The sequence below is a fragment of the Pseudoalteromonas sp. AS84 genome, assembly GCF_038900255.1.
Classification (GTDB): domain Bacteria; phylum Pseudomonadota; class Gammaproteobacteria; order Enterobacterales; family Alteromonadaceae; genus Pseudoalteromonas.
This window is the reverse complement of record NZ_JBBMQY010000001.1, coordinates 504,457-528,942: the sequence shown is the minus strand read 5'-3', so window position 1 is coordinate 528,942 and position 24,486 is coordinate 504,457. Positions and strand designations below refer to the sequence as shown.

Below are 24,486 nucleotides of genomic sequence, written 5' to 3'. Positions count from 1 at the left end.
GGTCACTTAGACAAATACAGTGTCTAACTCGCAAAACGTAGAGGTTTATATGTCAATAAATACAAGCTCGTCTGACGATATTATATATGCGGTTGATGACACCCCAGGCGCAACCGAATCATTTTTTGCAGGCTTGCAACATGTACTAGCAAGCTTTGTTGGCATTATTACGCCCACGCTTATTATTGGTGGGGTGCTAGGCCTTGGCAGCGAAATACCTTATTTAATTAGTATGGCATTATTTGTATCTGGTGTGGGCACGGTTATACAAGCGCGGCGTGTTGGCCCGGTGGGGTCAGGATTGATATGTGTGCAAGGTACAAGCTTTGCCTTTTTAGGAACTATTTTAGCGACAGGCTTTACCGTTAAAGCAACGGGTGGCAATAATGACGAAGTCCTTGCCACTATATTTGCCGTGTGCTTTTTAGCTGCTTTTGTTGAAGTATTTATTAGTTTTTTTATTAGTAAATTAGGCAAAGTAATAAAGCCAGTAGTCACTGGTGTGGTGATCACCACTATTGGTATTTACCTAATTAAAGTAGGCATGACTGATATAGGCGGCGGGCAATGGTTACTTACTAATATGCCTGAAAAATTTGCTTCAACGAGTAACTTAATTGTTGGTTTTTCGGTCGTTGCTTTAGTAGTGCTGCTTAATGCCAGTAAAAATCAATGGGTAAGGCTAACGGCTGTCGTAGTTGCAATGATACTTGGCTGGCTACTAGCCTTTGTATTAGGTATCGCTAAATTCAAATTAGGTGAATTTGATTTAATTGCCATCCCACTGCCCTTTAAATACGGCTTTAATGTTGATTTTGGTGCACTCATAGCCTTTGGCTTTTTATACCTTATTACTGCAATTGAATCGACTGGTGATATTACTGCCAATTGTGCTGTTTCTAAGCTACCTGTTACAGGACCTAGTTACTTAGCACGTATTCGTGGTGGTATTTTAGGTGATGGTGTTAACTCGATGATTGCCGCCTTATTTAACACTTTTCCTAATACTACTTTTAGTCAGAACAACGGCGTTATTCAGCTAACCGGTGTTGCCAGCAGACATATAGGCCTGTGGATCGGCAGTATTTTAATCATTCTTGGTTTGTTTCCTGTGATTGGTGCTGTATTACAAAATATACCTAAACCTGTTTTGGGCGGTGCAACGCTTGTAATGTTTGGCACCGTTGCCGCCGCGGGCGTAAAAATACTCGCAAGCGAAAAAATAAATCGCAGAAGCCTACTTATTATTGCAGTGAGTTTAGGGCTCGGGCTAGGTGTTAGTTTTGTACCAGAGTTGTTTGCAAACGCACCTAAGTTAGTTACCGCTATATTTGGTAGCGCAGTGACGGTATCGGGTATCACCGCAATAATAATGACGTTGGTACTACCAGAGAATTACTCAGCAAGTACAGATCATCTTAACTAAACTAATAAAAATCATTAAAGGGATTAACAATGAAAATCAAAATAATAAAAAATATAGCGTTCGTAACTGCAATTACAATGTGCTCTACAGGTGTATCGGCTAAAGAGCTTTGGTCAGATTTTAGTATTACCGCAATGACCGGAGCCGACTACCTAGAGCCATTTTCAGGGGAGGAAGACGACAGAAGTGTGGTAACCATTGAGCATGCATCGGGCCATACTTGGGGCAGTACGTTCTTTTTTATGGATAGACTAAGTAACCCCGATGAAGTGTATGGGGAGCTAAACATAAACCCTACTCTTTACAAGCCGCAAGATAGCTTTGTTAAAGAGGTGTTTTTAGGCCTACAAACAGAGTATGGCTCGGGAGATACGAATCAAAATAACTATTTATTAGGGGGCGGTGTATCACTTGATGTACCTGGCTTTCAGTATTTTAATGTGGCTTATTATCGTCGTTTTCAAGATGAAATAGGTATAGAGCGTGAAGATAATAACCAAATAACAGTCACATGGGGCTATAACAAAGGTAACTTTAGATACGATGGCTTTTTAGATATTGTAGATAGCACCGACACAATGTTTGGTAAAAGTGAAGGCGGCTTTAACTTTACCTCACAGATTAAATACAATATTGCACCTATTCTCGGCTTAGATACAGGCCGCCTTGATGTGGGTATTGAGTATGTATATTGGAAAAATAAATTTGGTGTAGATGGTCAAACAGAGCACAACCCAAACCTGTTGGTTAAATGGCATTTTTAACAGCTAATTGAATGGTATTTAATTAATAATTAAAGGCTACTTTTTAGTAGCTTTTTTATTTGATAATCTTAAATAATTGAATGGCTTAAATTAGTTGTGTTAAATTACTTTTTAATAACACTATATGGATTTTGTTTTCATGGACTCTGAAATAGACTTTTCTACCTACACTTTAGATGAGCTTTACTCATCAGCGAGAGCTATCGATCGCGAAACCTACCCAGATCGAGCAAAAGAAATAGACGACTTAATTAAAACGCGAGAAGCACAGAGCCCATCTGAAAATATTGTATCAAAATTAGCAGGAGAAAAAGCAACGCGCTCAGATAGGCTAGTGGCTGCTATTGTGGATGGCATTTTAGGTGTTGTTTGTTTTATTCCTGTATTCATGCTCGTAGGGTTTGATAATTTAAGCCAACCAACACTTACTTTATCTGGAGGTTTGCTAGGTTATGGCATATTAAGCACGTTAGTGCTTCATGGTTACCTTATGTACCAACGCGGACAAACAATTGGTAAATCTTTAATGTCTATCCGTATTGAAAATTTAGACGGTACACAAGCCAGCTTTACTACAATTTACTTTAAACGCATGCTTTCTATGCAACTCTTATCACTTGTCCCTTCGGTAGGTCAGTTTATAGCTGGTTTTGTTAATCCATTATTTATATTTGGAAAAGATAAACGATGTTTACATGATCATTTCGCGGGAACAAAAGTGAGCTATGTAGATTAATCAGGATATTAATTATGGCAGCTTTGCCTAGGCAAAAAAAATTACCCGGATTTAAAATAATCTACAGTTTGGCTTTATCAGCATTATTTATTGTCATTTTGCTATTTTACATGGAAGTAATTAACGAAAAGCCTCTATTGCATCAGTTTTTATATTTGTTTGGATTATCTTCTTTAGGAGTGGTTATTGAATGGCTATCTACAAATAATAAGCAATCACAAGCTATTGATATTGCGAATGGTGAATTTAAATTACTTGGTATAAATATAAAGGTGTCTGAGCTAGAAGAAGTGCTTTATTGTCAAACGAAACGGTTTGAGCATACCTTAAGGTTTAAATTTAGAGACGCGACTTACCGAGACATAGAAATATCAGCCCCTGACCTGATTGATGATTTGCGTTTTTATCACTTTATGGTTGGTAACGGTTTACCAGTAAAAATGACAGACGATAGAGGGCGTTTTTTTGAGGGGAATTAACATTACAGCAAGGAGCGAGTGATGATTAAAAAAGCTTTTATGCTAGCAAGTGCGGTCTTTAGTGAATATTTACATGCAGGCTCATTTGAAGGATGCTATTCAAGAACAGACAAAATAACTAGCGCGATCCCTATGCTCAACGACGATGGGAGCGAAAATAATGAGCGTTTTAAATTAAAAACGAGCTATATAAATGTATTCAAAAAAGACGATAAATATTTTACAGAAGGTCTTATCTGGGGCTTTAACTTTCATATTTGCGCTATCACAGCCCCGTTAGAAGGGACGACAGAACCATTACCTTTAGTACTAAAGGGTAAAAAACTGGTGTTTGAAGAACAAGAGCCCGAATACGATATTAACTGTAAGTTTGAGCTGGAATTTGATGAGAATGGTTTGAATATTAAGGATGAAAACTATCATTGCTCTAGCTACATGTTTTACTGTGGAGCACACGCAAGTGTTAATAATATTCAATTAGTTAAAACCTCTAAAGGGTGCAATTAACAAAGCCATTTTTAATATTTTATAGATTAGTCAGTTTGTATTTTAACTTGCTGAAACTGCTAACAAGGACTTACCATGCGCGGCTTTTTATTATTTATAGGCTACTCATCTTATATTGGCAGTGTGGGTGATGCTTTGCTTGGCTTATATGCCTTATGGGTTTTAATAAGTAATGAATTAGCACTTTTAAGCTTATCGCTTAATGACTTTTTAGCGCAGTATGTTGAGTTTATATTTTGGGTGAAGCGGGTCGCATTTTATGTAATGCCACAAGGCTTTGCCAATTGGTTATTTGGCATTCCAGCTATTATTTACTTTCCTGTACGTATATTAATGAGCTTAGTGATTGGTTGGTGGGCGTTTAAAAAGGCAGCTCAGTTAAAAAGCTGAAGGGTATAAAAGTGATTGCACATAAAAAATTAGACATACTCTACCTTGACGGTATTGCAGGTCTACTTGCTGGTTTAACTTTGTTTAGTTTTCAATCTTGGTTCTACGAAATTTATTCTTTACCTTTGTATGCACTTCAATTTATTACAGTGGCTAATATACTTTATGGTGTATGCGCACTTTTATTAGCATTTAAAAGAACAAGAAGCCTATTAGCCATTAAAGTATTAGCTATAGCTAACTGCTTTTGGGTAATAATTTGTATTTTCTTTATTTTTGAATATGTTAATTCTGCAAGTTGGATAGGTATTAGCCTATTAATCTTTGAGTCAATTTTTGTAGGCTATCTTGCTTACTTTGAGTGGGTAAATAGCGCTAGCTTAGTTTATGGGCCTGCTTATAAACAACGTGTAAAAAATACCTACTTTTAAAATAATTACCTTCTCAAATATAACCTCTAAAAAAACCTAACCTTAAACTGCATTCAGTGTAAATTACAGCGTTGTTTTTAAATGTATTTTTTAAAGTTAATTCAAATTTTAATGGATGCTTTTTGGCACGTAAGTTGATACAACCCCTTATGAATTTTAAAAAGGAATTACCATGACTGCAGAATACTTTATGGTACTAGGGTTACTCGGTGTCGCATTTTTTGCTGTTGCAGGGGCATTGCTTGGGTATGAAAAAAACATTAGTGGTTTTGGCGTAGTAGTGGTTGCAACCGTTACAGCACTAGGGGGCGGAACCCTCAGAGATATACTTTTAAACAAACCGGTATTTTGGATTGCCACTCCAGAGTATTTATATTCTACCTACGGGGCCGTTATAGCAACAATTGCATTTATTCGATACTTACCGCGCGTTAATAACTACTACTTTTTATTGGTAGACGCTGTTGGTATGGCGCTATTTAATATTATGGGGATAGAGAAAGCACTCATTAATGGCTCCGGCATGGTGGTCGCGATTACCATGGGTATTACTACAGGCATATTTGGTGGTTTAATACGTGATGTAATTTGCCGTGAGGTGCCAACGGTTATGCGCAGCGAACCTTACGCCTCTGCGTGTTTAGCGGGTGGTGCAGTTTATGCCGCTTTATTTAGCCTTAATGTAGATTACATTTGGTGTATTTTAGGATCATTTTTCACGACTATCTTTTTAAGATTAGGCTCTTTGCATTGGGGTTGGCATTTAACTATTTTCAGAAAAAAAGACTTCAGAGATCAAAGCGATTAATTTTAGCTAAGAGTAGCCCGCGTTTGCATGTGGTACTCGTAATTATCTTTATCAATAATGGTAATTACGAGTCGTTTCTAAAGCTTTAATGCTTCCTTATTATAGCCCTAAAGTTTATATTTTTAGGGCTATAGCGCTTTTAATTAGGTACGACTAAAACAAGCGCATAGAGTTAAACATGCTGGTTAAGCTAACAAAAACATTACTACCTATACACAGCACTACCAATACCCAAGTGCTTTCCACCAAAGCCCGCCGATAATTCCCCATACACTTAAATTAATAATACTCATTATAAGGCCCATTACCCACCAATCTTTTAATGATACATAGCCTGAGCCAAACACGATGGGAGATGTGCCTGTTGCGTAATGCGTTAACGACATCATGAGTGATGAAGCGCCTGCTAACAGTAAACCTAAAAATAAAGGTGGAGCGCCAAGCGCCAAGCCTGCAGCGTAAAATGCGGCAAACATAGCAGTAATATGTGCTGTGGTACTGGCAAAAAAGTAATGAGCATAAAAATACACAGCTACCAATATAATGGCCGATACAATCCAGTCAAAACCCAGTTGCGCAATGTTGCTCTCAACAAGTGTTGAAAACCACGTTACCAAGCCTAGTTTATTTAAAAAAGTGGCCATCATTACTAATGCTGAAAACCAAACAACGGTATCCCACGCAGACTTTTCTTTAAGTACATCGTCCCAGCTTAATACACCCGTTACTAATAAAACCGACAAACCTAAAAAAGCCACTGCGGTAGTATTAACCGCGTACTCAGCTCCTAAAATCATTGCGGGTACGCCGGCCCATAAAACAAGCAGCATAGCAAAAACACCCACCATTATTTTTTCGCCATAACTCATTGGGCCCATTTCAGTTAATTTAGATTCTGCGTAGGTTTTAGCATCGGGTGTACTTTTCACTTCAGGTGGGTAAATGGCATAAACAACCAAAGGCACAAGGGCAATACATAGCAAACCAGGAACAAGCGCTGCCAGCGCCCATGTACTCCAAGTAATACTAATATTTGCACCAGTAGCATCTGCAATAAGCTTTACAATTAGAGGGTTAGGAGCCGTGGCGGTAATAAACATAGCTGATGTAATAGGGTTTATATGGTAGCTCACCAAAGCAAGGTAGTGCCCAATTTTACGAGATGTGCCCTCCTCAGGAGACGAGCCAAAGCTTGTTGCTATCGACTTCATAATTGGATGAATAATAGCGCCGCCTCGCGCGGTATTACTTGGCGTCACAGGCGCTATAACAAGTTCAGACAGCGCGAGTGCATAGCCAATACCAATAGTTTTTTTACCAAAAAAAGAAATGAAATTATAGCCAATACGATTACCTAAACCGGTTTTAGCTAAACCCCGAGAAATAATAATAGCAATACCAATCAGCCAAATTAATGAATTAGAAAAGCCACTTAATGCATCTTTAATAGCGCCAGATGGGCTGTCATTAGTTACGCCCGTTAATGCAACAGAGGTAATAGCTAAAATAGCAATGGCGCCGATAGGCATTGCTTTACCAATAATGGCAACTACAGTACCAATAAATAAAGCGAGCAAATGCCATGCGTTTTCGGTAACACCTTGCGGAGGCGGTACAGCAAACCAAAGTAATAAAACAATGGCTATAGAAATCAGTCCAGAGGTAATTCGAATATCAGTACCTTTCATTAAAATGTCCCTAAGTTTTAGAAATGCATGCATTCAGTGTATTGAAAAGGCAACGTTATTCTACTTCATTTAATAATAAAAAAGATGACGCACATCATATGAAAATTAAACTTATTTAATTTTATTAATAAAGAGGTAATAAACCATAAACTAAATGAATAATTAAGTTACCCGATGAGAGCTTACGTTGTGCTTAATCAACTCTTATTTTTTAAGAGTTAGCTTGAATTGTTTTATAGGTTCGTAAGGTCTTTGTAAGTCTTAACGAATACTTGGAAATACAATGAACTTAAAACTAACCAACAACGTGATTACTTTTTTATTAGCGAGTAGCTTTTTGTTACTTGGCTTGTCGTTTGCGTTAGGAGCAAACCCTAATACGTTAACGGCTACGTTTAGTTTTTACGGCGTTGATTCGCTAATGTCTGTATCTGCGTTAGGTTTAATTAGTGGCTCATTTATGATTGCTTTAGCGTTTGCCACCGTGCTCGCTCGTTTTAAACTAATGAAACCTACGCCAGCACTTTTACTTGCAGCAATTATAAGTTTAGTTGCATTACTTACCTTATTTGCCAGCAACCGTTGGATGGCGCAACTAGGCGGCTTTCCAATCATTGGTAGCGGGCAGGGCATAATTAAATACTTTGCTGTAGTGCCTTTATATTTGTTTTTATTTTATAAAGACAAACTTACCGACAAACAACACGTACTTTTAAACTTTATACCGGTTGCTATGGTTTTACTGTGGATCGGCGGCATGAAGTTTTACGAGTTTGAAGCAAAAGGCATTGTAAGTTTAGTAGAAACCTCACCGTTTATGTCGTGGTTATACACGGTATTTAGCGTACAAGGTACATCTAACGTGATTGGCGGGTTTGATGTATTATTTGCTGTGTTATTGGGCTTAGGGCTATTTTTAAAGAATAAAAAGCTAATTATTGTAAGTGGCTTAGCGTGTTTAAGCGTATTTATGATGACCCAAACATTCTTAATTACCGCAACCGGTGCATTTAGTTCTTCCACTTTATTGGAGCGCCTAGGGCAGTTTGTAATTAAAGATCTTTGGTATATAGCCAACCTTGTTGTTATTGCTTTTTTAATGCTATTTAAACCGACTAAATAAAGAGGACGTTATGATTAGTTGCAACCAATACGACTACATCGAAATTGCCTGTATGCACCATTTAAGCATTGAGCTTTTATTAAAAAATGGCGATGGTGTATGTGGCGTAGCAACTGACACAAAGCGCAATGCAAACAGAGACGAATGCATAGTTGTTAACGTAAATAGCGAGCTGCAACTCATTGTGCTTACTACAATTAGTGTACTTAAAGCGCGTGAGAGAAATCCATACTTTGACCACGTGAACTTTGATGTAAAGTAAGCACCTCACTCATTCGTTTTATTACAAACACCCCAGCGAGCCTGTATCATTAATATGTTAAGGCTCGCTTATCTCATCAATGCTTTAGCTAATTACGCGCTAAATACATAAAGCCAAAATTTTCCTATTACTTTCTTTTGTTCTTTACTCGAGTTTTTCCACCGAATAAGGCTAAACGCCAGCTATTAAAGCGTATAAAAATGCTAATTCTGTAATAAGTAAGCCTTTATATGCCCGTATATGGCGTTTGGTTTTTGTTAATTATGATCGTAAAAGGTAGCTACATAAATAAAGCTAACTGACAGAACCAACTGTTTATATAAGCAGCTATTTTAATTTTGTCCAATAACATTATCAAAAGTCGTTTTGGTGCAAAATAACAAAGGCCTTTTTATAACATGCCTAATCACTTGTTTACATTAAAGTTATTTAGTGGAATTATTGAGCTATGTAATAAACGCCGTTTTGGGGGGTATAACTCTCAAAGTGTAGTTCGATAAGTTGTCATAGCTCACGTAGTATTGTTTTAGGAGGTAACTTTGCCTAATCACGAAGAAATTCATAAAGCGTATATTAGTCAAGATAAAAGTGTTCTTAAATCCGCAGGATTAATTGCATTGAACAATGCATACAGGTTGCTGAAAAAAGCGGACATATATGGAAAGGTTTTAGAGATGGAAAACCTAGATTCAGAATTTAGAAAGCAAGATAAAGAACTGAACAATGGGGTAGGAACATTCGAAGAGAATTCATTTAAGTTGTTTGAGGTCGGAGTGAAAAGGTCTAAATGCTATAACGGATTTGCTGATGACTTAATAATGTTTGCAGCGTTTGAACAATATATTAATTCCTGCTTGCTAAGAAGCGGTTTTGTTGTTCATGTTATAGATAAAGATAAAAGTAAAACGAAGAGCTTGGGAAATAAACAAAAAAGGAAGCCGATTAATATTAGTGAAGTTACGGTAGGGACAGTTTTTAGACCGAATTCACTCAACGCATCACTATTAACATCAGATAAATACCTAAAACTTCTTAATCCTAGCGATACCATCAAAAGGGGGCTTGAAAGCCTAAAGTCTCGCAGAAATAAAACACATTTTGACTCACAGATCAATTCAGTGTCTTATTATGATCCTAGTTTTTTTGAAGCGTTTAAATTTATTCAAAATGTAATAGAGTATGATCACAATGAATGTTACTCGGTAGCTGAGCTCTAACTATGCAATTAAACGGAACAAAAACAGTTGGCTTTTGTTTGTGCCCACTAAGTATAGCTAACCATTTTAGTCCGCATATTGCGGTGTTAGGATACTTTCATGATTAGTAGCATCGATGACATCGCTAAAAGTTACCAGAATTGGTATATGGATAATCTTAGCTATAGAGAACAGTTACTGACGCTAACACTATCAACAAAGATTGATGAAGATAAAGTTGTTGATTATTTGATTTCATTTAATGATGTTCAGTATTTTGCACTTTACGATGAATGTGATCATTTCAACGATTATCACAAGTATAGAGACTCTGGAATCGTGGGTGTTTATTCTCAGTCTTCGCTATTGGACTATGTTGGTCATAAAACTTTAGTCATGGATACTAGGCCAAATTGGGGTCTCAAGCATTATTCAGTAATGACAGGTATGGACTTTATTCATGTCATTACACACAAAGAGCCAGTGGTAGTACGCGTATCCTAACAAAACAAATAACAAACGAGTTAATCTACAGGCTCGTTATAAGCCTATGGGGGCTCTGCAAAATCATATGGAAATTCGCAATATTTCCTGGGAGCAAACAATCCCGCTTCGACAAAGTGTTCTTTGGCCAAACAAACCTCCTGAATATTGCCATGTTGATGGCGATCATGACGCAATGCATTTTGGTGCCTTTGTTAATGACGAGCTTGTTTGTGTTGCCTCCGTATACATAAAATCAGATAAAGCTCGCCTACGTAAGTTTGCTACTAAAACTGATTATCAAGGGCAAGGCATTGGCTCTCAAATGCTAAAGTTTATTCTTCACTCTCTTAATAATACGGTTGTAAATTTTTTTTGGTGTGATGCTAGAGAATCAGCTTTAAGTTTCTATCAGCGTTTCGGCATGCAGCCATACGGGGAACGTTTTTATAAGGCTGATGTTTCTTACTTTAAAATGGAAGTTGCTTTATAGTTAGTTTAAAGCGGCATATAACAACACCAAACTCTTTTTATATTCTGCGTAAAAGTACGGTAATCGATTGAACCAAAATAGGAACTCAGCTATGGTTTATTTATCAATAAAAACAAATAAAAAACGAGTTAATCTACAGGCTCGTTATGTAACTACGTGAGGAGAGATGATGAACAAGGAAACTATAGGGAAATACGTCGCAGTTTTGGGATTATTGCTTTTCTGGGCACCACTTTGGGGAATTGTTGATTCGTATTTAATTATGTCCTCTTCATTTCAAGAGATAACGCTGTTTGGAAATAATGAACCTAAAATATCACAAGAAGAAATGTCATCAACAGCTTTGTCTACAGTAACAGGGTTCATCTTATTTTTAGTTGCGCTTTGCTTTTTAACATTTTCCGTTGTGGGCTTAAACTATCGAACTGAGTGGCTTTTTTGGGCACTAATAATATATTCAACATTGTTACTCTTCATGTTCCCTGTTGGTACGGTGTTAGGTGTAACTCTGCTGGCAGCGCTAGTTTTGAACAGGAAAAAATTTGGACTTGACGGTGACGTTACATAACAAAACCATTAACGAAATAAGTTAGGATGACACCCATTCTGACTTTTACGTCAATTATCAATGATAGCAGTGAGTTAGGTTACATCCATGAAAGTGCATCACGCAAAAGTCTGAGCTGTATTGACAAGATGAAAGTAGTAATTGGTAGCCCGATAGACGACAACAATTATTATTAAAAAATGGTAAATAACTCGGCTTCATTGAGCCTAACTTCCTTTAAAATAAAAGCGGAATATTACCAACGTTATGATGATCCTCAACTGCTAGGTTTTTCTGCTGCATCGCTTATTTTAACAAATATATTTTGCCCATCAGAGTAAAAAAACACCCACACCAAATTTCCAGTAATTCCTTCCAAAACGTCAATTAAAACAACACCAAACTCTTTTTATATTCCACGTAAAATACAGTAAAAGATTGAACCCAAATAGGAACTCAGCTATGGTTTGTTTATCAAAAAAAAAATAAAAAACGAGTTAATCTACAGGCTTGTTATATTTCACGGAGGATTTAGGTTGTCATTTCCAACTTTAGAGACAAATCGCTTAAGGTTAGATCAATTATCAAAAGAAGATTCAAATAGTTTGTTTGAGTTGTTCTCGGACAATTCAGTTGTAGAATATTATGATTTAGAGGCGTTTACTGAACTGTCACAAGCCAGCCATTTAATTGAGTTTTTTAACGCTCGTTTTAAAGAAAACTCAGGTATTCGTTGGGCTATTCGGCTAAAAGAAACAAATCAACTTATAGGTACTTGCGGCTTTAATACTTGGAGTCCTAAAATGAAAAACGCTGTTATTGGATATGATTTACTGCCTAAATATTGGGGTAAGGGTTTTTCCACTGAAGCAGTTCATCGAATAGTTAAAGCCGCATTTTCAGGTGACTTATCTTGCGGTAAACTTAATCGTATTCAAGGCGATACTGTTCTTGGAAACTCTGCATCTGAGTCACTCCTTTTAAAAGTTGGGTTCAAAGAGGAAGGTATAAGGCGTCAAAGTGGTTACTGGAAAAATCAGTTTCACGATCTTAAATGCTTTGGGTTAATTCATTCCGAGTACTCTGAAATACGCCAAGTTAGGATAATAACAAACAGTTAGCACACTAAATTTCCAGTAATACCTTCCAAAACGTCAATTAAAACAACACCTAGTCCTCTTTTTATATTCCACGTGAAATACAGTAACGATTGAACCAAAATAGGAACTCAGCTATGGTTTGCTTATCGAAAAAATAAAAAACGAGTTAATCTACAGGCTCGTTAAGATTAAAGAAACTAATTAATTGAATCTGGCTGTTAGAGCTATTCTACAGCCTCGTTGTATTGCTAAAGGATTATCGTGAAATATTCTAGGATTGTACTCTTTTCAGTAGGCTTGTATTTATTGCTAGTTACTTTATCAACAATAGCAACAAAGATTGTTGGCTTTGATGAAATGACTCAAAGTACCTCATTAACTTTTACTTATTACGTCCTCGGATTTGTAACCTCTTTAATCGTTTATTGTTACCTAGGCTATAAGCAAACAGTGAGTCCGTATAAACAAGCCTTTTTAGTTGCGGCGGTTTATTGGTTTATTGATCTAAGTGTCGGTGCCTTACTATACATTTTATTAGAAATATCAATGGATCCTCTGATATATTTAATTCCAGCTTTTCTGCATGTTATTGCTGTTTTATTAGGGACATTACTTGGTATTCAATTACGTCGTAAAAGAGTTGAGCGTAAATAAATAAACCGTAAAGCAGAACAAAAAAAGCTGGTTTTTGCTCCTTCATCCTAACCTTAGATAACAACCTTACGGCCTATTTATTCGGCATAAGTAAAAAAGGAATTTAAATTTGCTATTCGATTGGTTTAGCTCTGAAAAGCCAAATGTTTATTTGGGATCGTTAGCTGTAGCTAATAACAGCCATTTTTCTAAGGTAGAGTCGTTTTTTTATATAACGGGCGATTCACTACAAGATCATATGCACAAGAAGCTTGAAGATATTTTTTGTCTTCACAGTATTTCGTCTATTAAAGAGCCTAAAAAGTCAGATATTGGTTTAGATGTTGTTATAGTTACTTTGCATGGTGGTGATGCATTCACTATAGATTTTGATACAGCTATTATTCCGCTATTTTGGCGACCAAAAGTTAAGTTAGTATCGCGCTTGTATAACATTAAACACAATAAGACGATTAAAACGTTCAGCGTTTCTAAATCTGTTACGTGGCGCGAATTCATAGCTAAAAAATTTAGCTTAAGAGGCTTTTTTCGTTGGGGTCCTTTGTACCATAACGAAGACATGGAAATACTGTTGTATAAAGCATGCTACGAGTTATTAAATAAAATGCGAAAGGTTATTTAACCAGTAGCCAATAAGAATAATTAAAATAAGATAAAAATACATTTTGCTCTTGGTGAGCATCATTACAAACAAAATTACTAATCATAAAAGGATTGAAGAATGAAAAAATTTATATACGCAGCTGCAGCTATTTTATTGCCTACCATTCTTGGGGTTTTATTTGCTTACCTATAGCTGCTGTAACCTATTTTGCAGGTTTACGTGCAAACCAAGGTAAAGCTAAATATGAAGTTAGCAATAAATTAACCAAGGAAAAAAAGTAGTTCGCTTTGCTGCCACAATGCTTATTTTTACAAATATATTTTGCCTATTTAAGGCAGCACTAGATATAAAAATACAAGGATGCATAATTGAATTATTTAAATTGGTTACAAAAGACATACCCAGAGCTAAATGAGATATCAAATGAAACTATTAACTCTCATATCGACAAAGCAAAGTCTGATACAGAGCTTTTTAGGGAATTCATTAAAGTACTAGGTAGCTTATTTTTTATTATCCCGTTTAACTTATACCTTTATATTTCCGGTATTCAGGCATCCAATAGCTCTTTATATTGGTTGTTGGTTATGGCTTCAATTGCTGTTGGTGGTTTGATCGGGCTTTATTGCGAGCAAAAGGTCATTAAAAAACGTCTTAAAAAAATAATACAGTTAAAGGCGTTTTAAATGACTAATGATGAAGTGGTTTCAAAGCTACGCAGTGCAAAAGTTAAAGTTGTACTTTATGTCTCGGGCTTATTTTTACTTTTGACCTATGTTGATTTTTACTTGGTCGCCACTTCAGAAAAAACAACACAAAGTATGCTATCAAGTTCACCGTTCTCCATTATTATTTTTGTTTGCCTACAATTAGCGATAATGCTTATTTTTACTTATTTGGAGAAAATCCTTATTGGTATAAATCAAACAAAAGATAATGCCGATATATTGAATTGAGATGACAGGCTTTTGGATTATTACCAGAGCCGTTTTTGAAAATTTATGCATAACTGAGTTACCGATTGAACCAAAATAGGAACTTAGCTATGGTTTGTTTATCAAAAAAACAAATAAAAAACGAGTTAATCCATAGGCTCATTATTTTTCGAACATCGAGGATATTTATGGAAATTGAATATATTTGGGGGGTTTTAGCGGTTATTGCAGTTTTATTTATATTAATATTTGGTAACTCAATACCTAAGCATGGCAGCGTAACTGAAGGTGATGTTATTGTTGCTTTAAAATCAGGTCATAAAGTTAGGGCAATAAAATATTATAGATCTGTTCATGGTGTAAGTTTGAAAGAAGCTAAAGATGCCATAGAAAAATTAACTTCAAAAAATAAAACATGCCCTGAATTGAGGGCCAAGTAAAAATTCAGCCATTAATTACAAGTTTTTAAAAGTAGTGAGCCTCTTCATTTTCACCACCTAAATACAACCCTTATTCATTTGAATACCAGCGATCTGATAATCAATTGCGCTATCCCCACTTATTTTCACTTCAGCGATATCATTAAACGCGCGCAATTTCCCTTAAAACCAATTCCCGTAAAAACAAATTAATTATGGGAGGTCCTGTAGTCAAATAACAATACTTTAGTAAACGCTAGTTCATATTACGTCACGTAATATCCATACAGAACTTTAAGTTAAACATACGTTCGTGCAGCGTTCCCATTTTTATTTGACTCAATTTATAGGACATTCTTTTTATGAAATTAAAGTTATTTATCGCAATTATTTTTAGCACTTCGATGTCGTCTTACGCGACAGAAGCAGTAGATCAAACGGAGTTTTCATTCGAAGACTTAAAAGCGCTGGCAAAAGCCTCAGCTGAAAAGCCCTATACGCTAACTAAGGTGCCAGCGCCGGAGTTAATCGATAAAATTACGTATGACGAACACTGGAAAATACGCTTTAAAGAAGATGAAACCTTATACCCAAGTGGAAAAAAGGCGCCTGTACAATTATTTTACCCTGGCCGATATTTTCCTGAGCCAGTAAGTATTTACATCAGAGATGATAAAAATCAGGTTCAAAACGTACCTTTTAGTAATGACGTTTTTGATATGCCTGATGACAGCCCAGCTCACGATCTCCCAGAAGGGTTTGGATTTGCAGGCTTTAGAATAATGCGCCCAGATATGAAACCAGACTGGATATCTTTTTTAGGCGCGTCTTATTTTCGTACCGACGGCCCAGAGGGGCAATATGGACTCTCGGCCCGAGGTATCGCGATTAATACGGGCATGAATCAGCCAGAAGAATTTCCGCGCTTTTCTGCATTTTGGATTGGTCCTGCAGAGAAAAAAGGTGAAAGTGTGTCTGTTTGGGCATTGCTTGAAGGGCCTTCTATCACTGGTGCTTATCGATTTGGTTTAAGCAAAGATAACAAAGAAGCCAAAGGCCATATTACCTCTGTAACGGCTAATTTGTATATGCGCGCCGATGTTGAACGCTTAGGCGTAGCACCGTTAACCAGTATGTATTGGTACTCACAAAAAGATAAAACAGAAGCTAAAGATTGGCGCCCAGAAATTCACGACAGCGATGGCCTGGCGATTCACACAGGATCGGGTCAATACGTTTGGCGCCCATTAAATAATCCTCAGTCGGTGTCGACCAATAGCTTTATTGATGAGAACCCAAAAGGGTTTGGCTTAATTCAAAGAGATCGTGACTTTAATAACTACCAAGACGATGGCGTATTTTATAATAAGCGCTCATCAGCGTGGATAAAACCTACTGGTGACTGGGGAAAAGGGGCAGTTCAGTTAATAGAGATTCCAACAAAAGATGAAACGTTTGACAACATTGTTGCCTATTGGGTGCCCGAAAAAGAGGCGCGTAAAGGTGATGAGTTTACATTTTCTTATGATATTGAGTGGCGTCCACTCGATCCAAAATCAAAAAACCTTGCAAGCGTTGTAAATACTCGCCAAGGCTTAGGCGGAATTCCCGGCCAGCCTATTCCTGAAGGCGTTAACAAGATGGTGATTGATTTTGAAGGTCCAGTATTTAAAGGCTTAGATAACAAAAGTGGTATAAAGCCGATTGTTGAAGCCAGCAACGGTGAAATACTAGAACCTATTGGGGTTTATCCGGTAGTTGGTACAAACCAATGGCGATTAGCATTTGACTACAAACAAGCTAACAATAATCCGGTAAACATACGCGCGTATTTAGTTGATAAAAATGATGAAGCTATAACCGAAACTTGGGTAAGTGATGCAAAGGTAACTATTAAATAAGCTTTAAATAAATAGGGTGGCTATATTTTGATTTACTAATCAATTATAGCCACCATAATGTCTTTTAAAGCGCCAATCAAAACACCATTAAAACTCCCTTTTATATCCCACGTAAAATACAGTAAACGATTGAACCAAAATATGAACTCGGCTATGGTTTATTTATCAATAAAAATAAATAAAAAACGAGTTAACTTGCTGTTTGTTAGCTGTTTTGAGGGATTGTATGTTTTTTTTGAGTAAATTATTTTGCTGGGAGCGAGGCAGGCAAAAATCAGGCTACGATAAAATGTTGATTTGTGGTGCTACGTGGCCAATTAAATTTGATACATATTTGCTTAAGTTCCCACAAGGGAGTGAAATAGCACCACACACAGACAAAGTTGAATCTGGTAAACACTATCGATTGAATATAGTGCTTAAAAAAGCAGATTTGGGTGGTGAGTTTATTTGCAGTAATCCTATATTTGAAACAAAGCGAATTAAGCTTTTCCGCCCTGATGTAAGTGAGCATCAGGTATCAAAAGTCATAAAAGGTAATAGATATTTACTCAGCATTGGGTGGATAAAAAGGAGCTCTAAATGCTAGATTTAAGACCTAATTGTGAATGTTGTGATAAGAATCTACCTGCACAGTCCACAGAGGCTTTTATTTGTTCATTTGAATGCACGTTTTGTTTTGGCTGTGCTCAAACGCTGTTAAATAACGTGTGCCCAAACTGCTCAGGTAATTTGGTTCAGCGGCCAATTCGCCCTTTGGCTGCACTAAAAAATTACCCAGCATCGATTAAGCGGGTATTAAAAGAAAGTGGTTGTGCGCCAAACACATAAGAACATAAAGTATAATAATTACATTTTCTGAATATGGAGAACTGATGAGAAAATCCTTTGAATTTACCGTTAAGTCAATCAAAGTTAAAATAATTAACGCTTGGTTTAGTGGTGCTAAATTATACGTGAATGGTGACTTACGAGATACTGACAAAACTTTGTTCGCCTTTAGGAATAATACTTTACTATCTGCAAATCTAGGTGAGTTGGGTATTCTTGAAATCAAGCCATTATCGGGGCTAATTACTGTTGAAATGGATGCATATTTGGTCAATGATAAAAATATTCAACATGTATATAGCTCACATAAACGCCTTAGCCTAAAAGAGCAAAGGGCAGCTCGATAAAACTACTCTAGATAACTTGTATTCCTGCGTTTTTCTGGGTTCAGTAACAACCTCCCAATGACTTTAGGAGGTTTTAATTCCAAAGCATACCAAGTTAATATACTTGGTTTACTCGATTACCTTAAAATCACTCACACTCTTTCACATAAAGTAAAAGCGCGCTGTACATTACACTGAGTGCCTTTGTTACATCGCTGTCGATAACCGCTTCTGCTGGGTGATGGCTTATACCGCCTGGGCTGCGTATAAACAACATGCCAACGGGGCAAATTGGAGCGACTGCCATTGCATCGTGCCCTGCACCAGAGGCAAGTGAAGGCGATGCTTGGTTGTTGAGTTTACATGCGCTTGAAAACAAATGCTGAATAGTGGTATCGCACGCAACGGCACCGGCGGCGTGAGTCCATTGCCAATCGAGTGTTAAATTGCGTTTGCTTGCTATAGATTGAGCGCTGCTTTGTATGGCGCTTAGTAAGTTAGCGAGATCGGTGTCGCTCTGTGCGCGTGCATCTAGGCTTATGGTTGTTTTACCTGCAATCACGTTTGTAGCCCCTGGGCGAGATTGTATTTGCCCTACGGTGGCAACTTCGCCATTACTCGCGTTTTTTGCTAGCTGCTCTATGGCAAGAGTAAGTTCGGCGCAGCCTGCTAACGAATCCTGCCTCAAGTTCATTGGGGTTGTACCCGCATGACCGCTTTGGCCTGTTAGGGTAAGCATGGCGCGTTTTGCTCCTGCGATTGCAGTTACAACGCCTAACGCCTGATTAACCGATTCGAGTACAGGACCTTGTTCAATATGAGTTTCCCAGTAACCTAGTAATTCGCTTTTATTTAGTGCAGCTTTTGCGTAGTCGTTGGGATTTAAGCCAAAGTCGAGCATGGCTTGGCGCATAGTTATGCCGTTTGTGTCTTCAATGTTTAGCCACTGTGGGTCAAATTCGTTAGCGAGGGCTTTTGAGCCAATTAAAGTTGTGGCAAAGCGGGTACCTTCTTCATCGCAAAAGCCGACTACATCTAAATGAAAGGGCAGGTCGAGCTTTAGTTTATTTGCAAGCGCGGCTATTTCTATTCCCAGTAGTACACCTAAAATACCATCAAACGCTCCTGCGTTTGGTACTGTGTCGAGGTGTGACCCTATAATTAAACGTTTAGCATGGGGGTTTGATGATTTAAGCCGCCCCCAAAGGTTGCCCACTTCGTCTTGCCACGACTGCATGCCTGCCTCTTCCATCCATGATGCAGTAACAGCGTTACACTCTTTGTGCTCTTTTGATAAGTACACGCGGTGAATACCATCTTGCATTTGCGATAGTGCGCTGAGGGTTTTACAGCAAGATAAAGCGCGTGTTGCGTATTCATCAGCAAGTTCTTTATCTAATAAAGGGCTGTGTTGTGGGCTTACAATCGTCATGCTAAATCCTTTTTTTATTTATAGTGAGCAAGGGCGGCAATGGCGGCTTCGCCTTTAGGACCTTTGTAACCGTTGGCATGCAAGCAAGCGTCTAGGCTGGCAAGTGTTTGTAGTACGGTGTCTTTTCGGGCGTTGTAGCCCATAGTGCCAATACGCCAAATTTTGCCATGCAGTGGTCCAAACGATGTGCCTATTTCTATTCCAAAATCGGTTAGCATTTGTCCGCGTACATGATCGGCGTTAATGCCCTCGGGTATATAAACTCCCAGTACGTTGTTCATTTTATGTGTTAAATCACCAAATACATTTAAGCCGAGCGCTTGAATGCCTGTTAGCATGGCATCGCCATGTAATTTGTGGCGCGCTACGCAATTATCTACGCCTTCTTCAATGACTATGCGGGCACATTCTGAGGCGCAGTACAGCATGCTGGTGGCTTCGGTATGATGATTTAGACGCTCTTCTCCCCAGTAATTCATGATCATACCTAAATCAAAATAGTTGGAGCGCACAAAGGGCTCTGTGCCGTCGGTATGATCGGCTGTGCGAATGCCTGCTTCTACCTTTTTACGTTTTTGGATCCACTCGGCGCATTTATCACTAAGCGTTAATGGCGCTGAACCAGAAGGACCGCCTAAACATTTTTGCAGGCCAACCGAAAGTGCATCGAGTTTCCATTCATCGGCGGGTAAATCGTTACCTACAATCGATGCGGTGGCATCGCAATAAAATAGTACATCGTGCTTTTGGCAAATATCGCCAATATGCTCAAGAGGTTGGTTCATGGTGGTGGATGTATCACCTTGTACCATGGCAAGTACATGGGGTTTTACATCAACAATGGCTTTTTCGATTTGTTCTGGCGTAAATACTTCGCCCCACGGTACGTCTATTGTGTGCACCTTTGCACCAACGCGTTCTGCTATTTCAGCAAGTAGGTGACCAAAGCGCCCCATAATTGGCACCAGTACTTTATCGCCTGGGCGTAAAATAGAGCATAACACGGCTTCAATACCTGCGCGCGATGTGCCATCTATTAGCATGGTCCATTCGTTTTTAGTTTTAAAAATTTCGCGGTAACGCGCCATAGTTTCGTTCATAAAGCCGGTCATTACTGGGTCGTATTGACCTATAAGTTGCGCCGACATAGCACGTAAAACACGAGGATCTGCATTAATAGGGCCTGGTCCCATTAATAAACGCTGTGGTGGGTTTAAGGTTTGAACTTGCGTGTTATTAAACATATTTTAGGCTCCCAGAGTCTGAATAAGCATGCGTATGCCGGTTATCATTAAGACAACGGCAAAAGCGCGTTTTAGTTGTTTTTGATCCAGCTTGCTACCAATTTTTACGCCAATAGGCGCAAATAAAATAGTTAGCGGAATAATAAGAAAAAAGGCAGGGAGGTTAACTAACCCCCACGTACCTAGGGGAGCATCGGTTGGCGTTGTGCCAATACTTAATAAGGTAATTACGCCAGGTAGCGCAATCAATAAGCCAAAAACGGCCGCAGTACCTACTGCAACGTGGGCACGTACATTAAATGCGTTAAGCATAGGTACGCCAATAGTACCGCCGCCTATGCCAATCATTACTGATAAACCGCCTACAATACTTGCCATAATGCCTTGCCCAAATTTACCTGGTAGTTGGTTTACAAGTGCGGGTGCGCCGGCTCTAAATAACATGTTTAAACTGACTAAAATAGCTATGCAGGCAAACATGAGCACTAATGCGTTACCGCGAACGGTATGAGCAATAATACTACCGACTACCGCCATAACTAATATAAACGGTGCCCAGTATTTTATTAGCGCAAGGTCAATATTGCCTTTGCTATGATGCGAGCGAATAGATGAAAGCGAAGTAGGTACTATGGTTGCAAGTGATGTAGCTGTGGCTATCATCATTGCCGACTCTGGGCTTACGCCAAAGCCTTGCAGTAAAAAATACAGCACAGGTACGATAACAATACCGCCGCCTACACCAAAAAGTCCTGCTAAAATTCCGGCAAAAATACCGGTTGCTATTAAGGCTACTACTATTGGCCATTGGTTTATTATTTCTGACATTGTGTTCCTGCTGTAGTTACGGTTGCACGTCCATCTGAACGAGGATCTGTTGCTGCTTCAAGGCTTGTAGGTGTATCTAAAATAGCCCCAGCGTGCCCCATCATTTCGTTATTATTATCAACGCTTACCCAATCGTGGTCACGTTGATTTAATTCATGTTCTATATGAAAAACTAACTCTTTTTCAATTTTTAAATTTGTACTTGTATCGCCCCATGTGCGTCCAAGCAACCAACGAGGGTCGCTAATTGCTTGCTCTATTGATTTATTTCGCCACGCGTAGCCTGCAAAAACAGCGGCTTGGGTTTGTGGTTGCCCTTCACCGCCCATAGTGCCGTAGGCAAGTCGGCGGCCATCGCTAAACTTTGCCATTGCTGGGTTAAGTGTATGTGCTGGCTTTTTATTTGGCGCAAGGACATTAATATTGTTACTCGCATCAATATCTTGATTGTTTAAACTAAAGCTTAAACCACGGTTATTCCACACAAAACCGCCTTCGCTCATTAATATTCCGCTGCCAAATTCCCAATAAATACTTTGAATAAAGCTGACTAATTGGCCGTTTTTATCTCTAGCTGCCATCCACACGGTATCGCCAGGCTCTGCGTTAAATGGCCATTTTTTGGCTTTGGTCATATCAATATTATTAGCAAGTTGGCTTAAGCGATCATCGGTTAGTGCGTTTTTATAATCGTCCCCTAATACTTCAGGGTCAGCCCAAAGAGTAGGGCGATGGGTAAAGCTTTGTTTGGTTGCCTCAACAATTAAATGCATCCAGTCGGCATCGGTTTTAGCTTTGTGTTTTAGTTTATTTACGGCACCAATTATTTGCAGTGAATGCACGCCTTGTGTTGGTGCGGGTAAGTTATAGCAATCAATACCTGATAAGTTTGCATTTAGCGCAGTAACGACCTCGGCTTTAGTATTTGCAATATCACTTACGGTAATTGAGCTACCTGCTTTTGCTAAGTCGGCGGCAAATGAGTTAGCAAGTGCACCTTCATAAAATGCGTTTAAACCCTGTTTTGCTAAGTGTTCAAATGTTGCTGCAAGTTTAGGGTTTTTAAAATGCTGACCTGCTTGCAAGGGCTTACCATTGGGTATGTAGAGGCTTTTAAACGCGTCATTGGTATTATTTGCAGCAGCTAGCTTTTCGCAGCCTGCTTGCAAGCTTTTTGTAACGGTAAAGCCCTCGCGAGCAAGTGCAATGGCGGGCGCTAAAATTTTTGACAGTGGCAGTGCTGCGTGTTCATCTAGCTCAAGGGCTTTTTGCCAACCGCGTATTGTACCCGCTTGAGTCAATGCGCTTAGTCCGCCGCGCTCTGGTATTTGTGTGAGCGTGTTATAAGCACTTGTATTACTTGCAGCTCGGCCGCAGGCGTCAATAGCGATGGGCGTTTTTTGGTTTGGGTTATCGATAAGCCAAAAGCTATCGCCACCAATTGAGTTCATATGTGGATATACAACGCTGATAGCAGCGGCCGCGGCTACCATAGCCTCGGTGGCTGTACCGCCTTGTTTTAATATACTTATACCTGCCTCAGTGGCCGAAAAATGAGACGCGGTAAATGCAATGTTGTGTGTGGTCATGCCGGTGTGTCCTTTTTTAAGTGTGCAGCTAATTGTTGTACGCACGCAAGTAGGCTTTTATCGTTACCGTGGCTCATCATTAATGAAAAGCCATACGGATGTGCATTTGCTAAATTAGCCAGCGGTAAGTGTACTTGCGCCGAACCACTCAGCCCTGCAATTGCCGAAAGCGTAATAATTTGCATGCGTAAGGCGCTTGTGTCGGCGCCTAATTTAGGTGCGGTTGTAGGGGTGGTAGGTAAAAATAAGCAGCTGTGCTTATTTAGGTTTTTAGCGACGATTGCTTGCCACTCATACTGTATTTTTAATGCCTCTTGTTCTTCTTGCTCGGTTAAAGCCAGTGCCATTTTAAAACGAGCTGCAATTGCTGGCGCAAAATGAGAAAGCTGATCTGGGAGTTCAATCCAATCTCGGTGCGTTTTAGCAATCGCACGACCTTGCAATATTCTAAAGGTATCGGCAAGCTCACTTAGTAAACCAACGTTCGGGAGTTTAAACTCGATATGATGTTTAAAATAAGGTTTGGTTTTTTCTAAAAGCTTACCCAGTGGTGCTTGTAAAGAGGGGTCAACAAGTTCAAAGAGTGCTTCGCAAATAACTAACGTATTTACTTTATTAATAGGTTGTTGTGGTAACAATACATTACCTACATCGCTTAATAGCTCGGCGCTTTGGGTAAGCCAACCTATGGTATCAAAAGGCGGTGCCAACGGTATTAGGCCGTCTTTTTCAATCACGTTATGGCTTGGCCTTATACCAAATAAACCACAATAGCTGGCGGGTATTCTAATTGAGCCGCCAGTGTCGGTGCCTAAGCCAATATCGGCTAAGTTAGCAGCAACGGATGCAGCAGACCCCATACTCGAACCGCCACTTGCATGACCGCTAAGTTTTGGATTTTGTGCTGCACCATAGTGAATATTATTACCCTCTAAGCTGTAAGCAAGCTCATCGGTATGGGTAAAGCCTGTAAAGCTACAACCCTCGTCCATTAACATATTTACGGCACTTGCTGTTTGCTGGGCCGGTTTTGCTGCTTTAAACCAGCTAGGGTTACCTGCGCTGTTGCGCTCGCCTTTGATTGCAAATACATCTTTAATTGCAAGACGCTTATTAATAAGCGTGCCTTGGTAATGTGTTTGCCATGCCTTAGGACCATGGTCACAAAAAATACCGGTCGTATTATTATTTTTGGTACTCATATCACCACTCGTTATAAAAAATCTGACCAAGCAGTTCAGATTTAGAGTGATTAAAAAGACGGATTAATTTTTATTATTTTTCAGCTCA

Annotated in this window: 30 protein-coding genes; 24 read left to right on the top strand and 6 right to left on the bottom strand. The window is 38.7% G+C overall.

What is annotated here, in order from left to right:
- Positions 1 to 49: 49 nt before the first annotated feature.
- From WNY79_RS02270 to WNY79_RS02235, 8 genes are all read left to right on the top strand, one after another.
- Positions 50 to 1,426, top strand: a complete 1,377-nt coding sequence (locus WNY79_RS02270) for a nucleobase:cation symporter-2 family protein (RefSeq protein ID WP_029750908.1) — start codon at positions 50 to 52, stop codon at positions 1,424 to 1,426.
- A 29-nt stretch (positions 1,427 to 1,455) separates the two neighbouring features.
- Positions 1,456 to 2,190, top strand: coding sequence for a DUF5020 family protein (locus WNY79_RS02265; RefSeq protein WP_342874995.1), 735 nt, complete (start codon positions 1,456 to 1,458; stop codon positions 2,188 to 2,190).
- A gap of 139 nt (positions 2,191 to 2,329) precedes the next feature.
- A complete protein-coding gene (locus tag WNY79_RS02260) occupies positions 2,330 to 2,926 on the top strand; it encodes an RDD family protein (RefSeq protein WP_342874994.1) in 597 nt (198 codons plus the stop codon).
- A gap of 14 nt (positions 2,927 to 2,940) precedes the next feature.
- Positions 2,941 to 3,405: a hypothetical protein gene (locus tag WNY79_RS02255; RefSeq protein ID WP_342874993.1), complete on the top strand. Its 465-nt coding sequence runs from the start codon at positions 2,941 to 2,943 to the stop codon at positions 3,403 to 3,405.
- Positions 3,406 to 3,426: 21 nt separating this feature from the next.
- The gene (locus WNY79_RS02250) at positions 3,427 to 3,912 is read left to right on the top strand and encodes a hypothetical protein (RefSeq protein ID WP_342874992.1); all 486 of its coding nucleotides are present in this window, start codon (positions 3,427 to 3,429) and stop codon (positions 3,910 to 3,912) included.
- Positions 3,913 to 3,987: 75 nt separating this feature from the next.
- Complete coding sequence (locus WNY79_RS02245; RefSeq protein WP_342874991.1) at positions 3,988 to 4,302, top strand: hypothetical protein; 315 nt, start codon at positions 3,988 to 3,990, stop codon at positions 4,300 to 4,302.
- An 11-nt stretch (positions 4,303 to 4,313) separates the two neighbouring features.
- The gene (locus WNY79_RS02240) at positions 4,314 to 4,733 is read left to right on the top strand and encodes a hypothetical protein (RefSeq protein ID WP_197184781.1); all 420 of its coding nucleotides are present in this window, start codon (positions 4,314 to 4,316) and stop codon (positions 4,731 to 4,733) included.
- A 172-nt stretch (positions 4,734 to 4,905) separates the two neighbouring features.
- The gene (locus WNY79_RS02235) at positions 4,906 to 5,541 is read left to right on the top strand and encodes a trimeric intracellular cation channel family protein (RefSeq protein WP_004334621.1); all 636 of its coding nucleotides are present in this window, start codon (positions 4,906 to 4,908) and stop codon (positions 5,539 to 5,541) included.
- Positions 5,542 to 5,762: 221 nt separating this feature from the next.
- Here WNY79_RS02235 and WNY79_RS02230 read toward each other — a convergent pair whose 3' ends face one another.
- A complete protein-coding gene (locus tag WNY79_RS02230) occupies positions 5,763 to 7,229 on the bottom strand; it encodes a DASS family sodium-coupled anion symporter (protein ID WP_342874990.1) in 1,467 nt (488 codons plus the stop codon).
- Between the two features lie 283 nt (positions 7,230 to 7,512).
- Between WNY79_RS02230 and WNY79_RS02225 the strand changes: the two genes are divergently transcribed.
- From WNY79_RS02225 to WNY79_RS02150, 16 genes are all read left to right on the top strand, one after another.
- Positions 7,513 to 8,352, top strand: coding sequence for a DUF417 family protein (locus WNY79_RS02225; RefSeq protein ID WP_182716231.1), 840 nt, complete (start codon positions 7,513 to 7,515; stop codon positions 8,350 to 8,352).
- 10 nt (positions 8,353 to 8,362) lie between these two features.
- On the top strand, positions 8,363 to 8,614 hold the full coding sequence (locus WNY79_RS02220; RefSeq protein WP_342874989.1) for a Rho-binding antiterminator: 252 nt from the start codon (positions 8,363 to 8,365) through the stop codon (positions 8,612 to 8,614).
- A gap of 539 nt (positions 8,615 to 9,153) precedes the next feature.
- Positions 9,154 to 9,831, top strand: coding sequence for a hypothetical protein (locus WNY79_RS02215; RefSeq protein ID WP_342874988.1), 678 nt, complete (start codon positions 9,154 to 9,156; stop codon positions 9,829 to 9,831).
- A 99-nt stretch (positions 9,832 to 9,930) separates the two neighbouring features.
- The gene (locus tag WNY79_RS02210; RefSeq protein WP_024607231.1) at positions 9,931 to 10,314 is read left to right on the top strand and encodes a hypothetical protein; all 384 of its coding nucleotides are present in this window, start codon (positions 9,931 to 9,933) and stop codon (positions 10,312 to 10,314) included.
- A gap of 67 nt (positions 10,315 to 10,381) precedes the next feature.
- Positions 10,382 to 10,786, top strand: coding sequence for a GNAT family N-acetyltransferase (locus WNY79_RS02205; protein ID WP_024599991.1), 405 nt, complete (start codon positions 10,382 to 10,384; stop codon positions 10,784 to 10,786).
- A 169-nt stretch (positions 10,787 to 10,955) separates the two neighbouring features.
- On the top strand, positions 10,956 to 11,354 hold the full coding sequence (locus WNY79_RS02200; protein WP_024599990.1) for a hypothetical protein: 399 nt from the start codon (positions 10,956 to 10,958) through the stop codon (positions 11,352 to 11,354).
- A 515-nt stretch (positions 11,355 to 11,869) separates the two neighbouring features.
- Positions 11,870 to 12,454 (top strand): GNAT family protein, encoded by a 585-nt coding sequence (locus tag WNY79_RS02195; protein WP_342874987.1) that lies wholly within the window; start codon positions 11,870 to 11,872, stop codon positions 12,452 to 12,454.
- Positions 12,455 to 12,694: 240 nt separating this feature from the next.
- Positions 12,695 to 13,087: a hypothetical protein gene (locus WNY79_RS02190; RefSeq protein WP_342874986.1), complete on the top strand. Its 393-nt coding sequence runs from the start codon at positions 12,695 to 12,697 to the stop codon at positions 13,085 to 13,087.
- Positions 13,088 to 13,196: 109 nt separating this feature from the next.
- A complete protein-coding gene (locus WNY79_RS02185) occupies positions 13,197 to 13,709 on the top strand; it encodes a hypothetical protein (protein WP_007584353.1) in 513 nt (170 codons plus the stop codon).
- 350 nt (positions 13,710 to 14,059) lie between these two features.
- Positions 14,060 to 14,377 carry a hypothetical protein gene (locus WNY79_RS02180; protein WP_342874985.1) on the top strand — a complete coding sequence of 106 codons (318 nt, stop codon included), beginning with the start codon at positions 14,060 to 14,062 and terminating at the stop codon, positions 14,375 to 14,377.
- Entirely contained in the window at positions 14,378 to 14,647 is a 270-nt protein-coding gene (locus WNY79_RS02175; RefSeq protein ID WP_342874984.1) for a hypothetical protein, read from the top strand.
- A gap of 167 nt (positions 14,648 to 14,814) precedes the next feature.
- Positions 14,815 to 15,066, top strand: a complete 252-nt coding sequence (locus tag WNY79_RS02170) for a ribosomal protein L7/L12 (RefSeq protein WP_342874983.1) — start codon at positions 14,815 to 14,817, stop codon at positions 15,064 to 15,066.
- Positions 15,067 to 15,407: 341 nt separating this feature from the next.
- On the top strand, positions 15,408 to 16,946 hold the full coding sequence (locus tag WNY79_RS02165; protein WP_342874982.1) for a glucan biosynthesis protein: 1,539 nt from the start codon (positions 15,408 to 15,410) through the stop codon (positions 16,944 to 16,946).
- Between the two features lie 226 nt (positions 16,947 to 17,172).
- Entirely contained in the window at positions 17,173 to 17,535 is a 363-nt protein-coding gene (locus WNY79_RS02160; RefSeq protein ID WP_170071259.1) for a 2OG-Fe(II) oxygenase, read from the top strand.
- Complete coding sequence (locus WNY79_RS02155) at positions 17,529 to 17,777, top strand: DUF1272 domain-containing protein (protein ID WP_342874981.1); 249 nt, start codon at positions 17,529 to 17,531, stop codon at positions 17,775 to 17,777. Before WNY79_RS02160 ends, WNY79_RS02155 begins: the two co-directional genes overlap by 7 nt.
- A gap of 44 nt (positions 17,778 to 17,821) precedes the next feature.
- Complete coding sequence (locus WNY79_RS02150; protein WP_024599980.1) at positions 17,822 to 18,124, top strand: hypothetical protein; 303 nt, start codon at positions 17,822 to 17,824, stop codon at positions 18,122 to 18,124.
- A gap of 127 nt (positions 18,125 to 18,251) precedes the next feature.
- On the opposite strand, the gene WNY79_RS02145 is transcribed toward WNY79_RS02150, so the two are convergent.
- Genes WNY79_RS02145 through WNY79_RS02125 form a run of 5 tightly spaced genes read right to left on the bottom strand, consistent with a single transcriptional unit; the run spans position 18,252 to position 24,398 of the window.
- Complete coding sequence (locus WNY79_RS02145; protein WP_342874980.1) at positions 18,252 to 19,535, bottom strand: allantoate amidohydrolase; 1,284 nt, start codon at positions 19,533 to 19,535, stop codon at positions 18,252 to 18,254.
- Positions 19,536 to 19,549: 14 nt separating this feature from the next.
- Positions 19,550 to 20,779, bottom strand: a complete 1,230-nt coding sequence (locus tag WNY79_RS02140; RefSeq protein ID WP_342874979.1) for an alanine--glyoxylate aminotransferase family protein — start codon at positions 20,777 to 20,779, stop codon at positions 19,550 to 19,552.
- Positions 20,780 to 20,782: 3 nt separating this feature from the next.
- The gene (locus WNY79_RS02135; RefSeq protein WP_024599978.1) at positions 20,783 to 21,607 is read right to left on the bottom strand and encodes a sulfite exporter TauE/SafE family protein; all 825 of its coding nucleotides are present in this window, start codon (positions 21,605 to 21,607) and stop codon (positions 20,783 to 20,785) included.
- On the bottom strand, positions 21,595 to 23,196 hold the full coding sequence (locus tag WNY79_RS02130; protein ID WP_342874978.1) for a gamma-glutamyltransferase: 1,602 nt from the start codon (positions 23,194 to 23,196) through the stop codon (positions 21,595 to 21,597). The genes WNY79_RS02135 and WNY79_RS02130 overlap by 13 nt, the downstream gene beginning before the upstream one ends.
- A complete protein-coding gene (locus WNY79_RS02125) occupies positions 23,193 to 24,398 on the bottom strand; it encodes an amidase family protein (RefSeq protein WP_342874977.1) in 1,206 nt (401 codons plus the stop codon). The genes WNY79_RS02130 and WNY79_RS02125 overlap by 4 nt, the downstream gene beginning before the upstream one ends.
- Positions 24,399 to 24,486: the final 88 nt, after the last annotated feature.

Excerpts from the sequence above, each read along its gene's own strand:
- WNY79_RS02270 (WP_029750908.1), top strand. The coding sequence starts at position 50 with ATGTCAATAAATACAAGCTCGTCTGACGATATTATATATGCGGTTGAT.
- WNY79_RS02265 (WP_342874995.1), top strand. The coding sequence starts at position 1,456 with ATGAAAATCAAAATAATAAAAAATATAGCGTTCGTAACTGCAATTACA.
- WNY79_RS02260 (WP_342874994.1), top strand. The coding sequence starts at position 2,330 with ATGGACTCTGAAATAGACTTTTCTACCTACACTTTAGATGAGCTTTAC.
- WNY79_RS02255 (WP_342874993.1), top strand. The coding sequence starts at position 2,941 with ATGGCAGCTTTGCCTAGGCAAAAAAAATTACCCGGATTTAAAATAATC.
- WNY79_RS02250 (WP_342874992.1), top strand. The coding sequence starts at position 3,427 with ATGATTAAAAAAGCTTTTATGCTAGCAAGTGCGGTCTTTAGTGAATAT.
- WNY79_RS02245 (WP_342874991.1), top strand. The coding sequence starts at position 3,988 with ATGCGCGGCTTTTTATTATTTATAGGCTACTCATCTTATATTGGCAGT.
- WNY79_RS02235 (WP_004334621.1), top strand. The coding sequence starts at position 4,906 with ATGACTGCAGAATACTTTATGGTACTAGGGTTACTCGGTGTCGCATTT.
- WNY79_RS02230 (WP_342874990.1), bottom strand. The coding sequence starts at position 7,229 with ATGAAAGGTACTGATATTCGAATTACCTCTGGACTGATTTCTATAGCC.
- WNY79_RS02225 (WP_182716231.1), top strand. The coding sequence starts at position 7,513 with ATGAACTTAAAACTAACCAACAACGTGATTACTTTTTTATTAGCGAGT.
- WNY79_RS02220 (WP_342874989.1), top strand. The coding sequence starts at position 8,363 with ATGATTAGTTGCAACCAATACGACTACATCGAAATTGCCTGTATGCAC.
- WNY79_RS02210 (WP_024607231.1), top strand. The coding sequence starts at position 9,931 with ATGATTAGTAGCATCGATGACATCGCTAAAAGTTACCAGAATTGGTAT.
- WNY79_RS02205 (WP_024599991.1), top strand. The coding sequence starts at position 10,382 with ATGGAAATTCGCAATATTTCCTGGGAGCAAACAATCCCGCTTCGACAA.
- WNY79_RS02200 (WP_024599990.1), top strand. The coding sequence starts at position 10,956 with ATGAACAAGGAAACTATAGGGAAATACGTCGCAGTTTTGGGATTATTG.
- WNY79_RS02175 (WP_342874984.1), top strand. The coding sequence starts at position 14,378 with ATGACTAATGATGAAGTGGTTTCAAAGCTACGCAGTGCAAAAGTTAAA.
- WNY79_RS02170 (WP_342874983.1), top strand. The coding sequence starts at position 14,815 with ATGGAAATTGAATATATTTGGGGGGTTTTAGCGGTTATTGCAGTTTTA.
- WNY79_RS02165 (WP_342874982.1), top strand. The coding sequence starts at position 15,408 with ATGAAATTAAAGTTATTTATCGCAATTATTTTTAGCACTTCGATGTCG.
- WNY79_RS02160 (WP_170071259.1), top strand. The coding sequence starts at position 17,173 with ATGTTTTTTTTGAGTAAATTATTTTGCTGGGAGCGAGGCAGGCAAAAA.
- WNY79_RS02155 (WP_342874981.1), top strand. The coding sequence starts at position 17,529 with ATGCTAGATTTAAGACCTAATTGTGAATGTTGTGATAAGAATCTACCT.
- WNY79_RS02150 (WP_024599980.1), top strand. The coding sequence starts at position 17,822 with ATGAGAAAATCCTTTGAATTTACCGTTAAGTCAATCAAAGTTAAAATA.
- WNY79_RS02145 (WP_342874980.1), bottom strand. The coding sequence starts at position 19,535 with ATGACGATTGTAAGCCCACAACACAGCCCTTTATTAGATAAAGAACTT.
- WNY79_RS02140 (WP_342874979.1), bottom strand. The coding sequence starts at position 20,779 with ATGTTTAATAACACGCAAGTTCAAACCTTAAACCCACCACAGCGTTTA.
- WNY79_RS02135 (WP_024599978.1), bottom strand. The coding sequence starts at position 21,607 with ATGTCAGAAATAATAAACCAATGGCCAATAGTAGTAGCCTTAATAGCA.
- WNY79_RS02130 (WP_342874978.1), bottom strand. The coding sequence starts at position 23,196 with ATGACCACACACAACATTGCATTTACCGCGTCTCATTTTTCGGCCACT.
- WNY79_RS02125 (WP_342874977.1), bottom strand. The coding sequence starts at position 24,398 with ATGAGTACCAAAAATAATAATACGACCGGTATTTTTTGTGACCATGGT.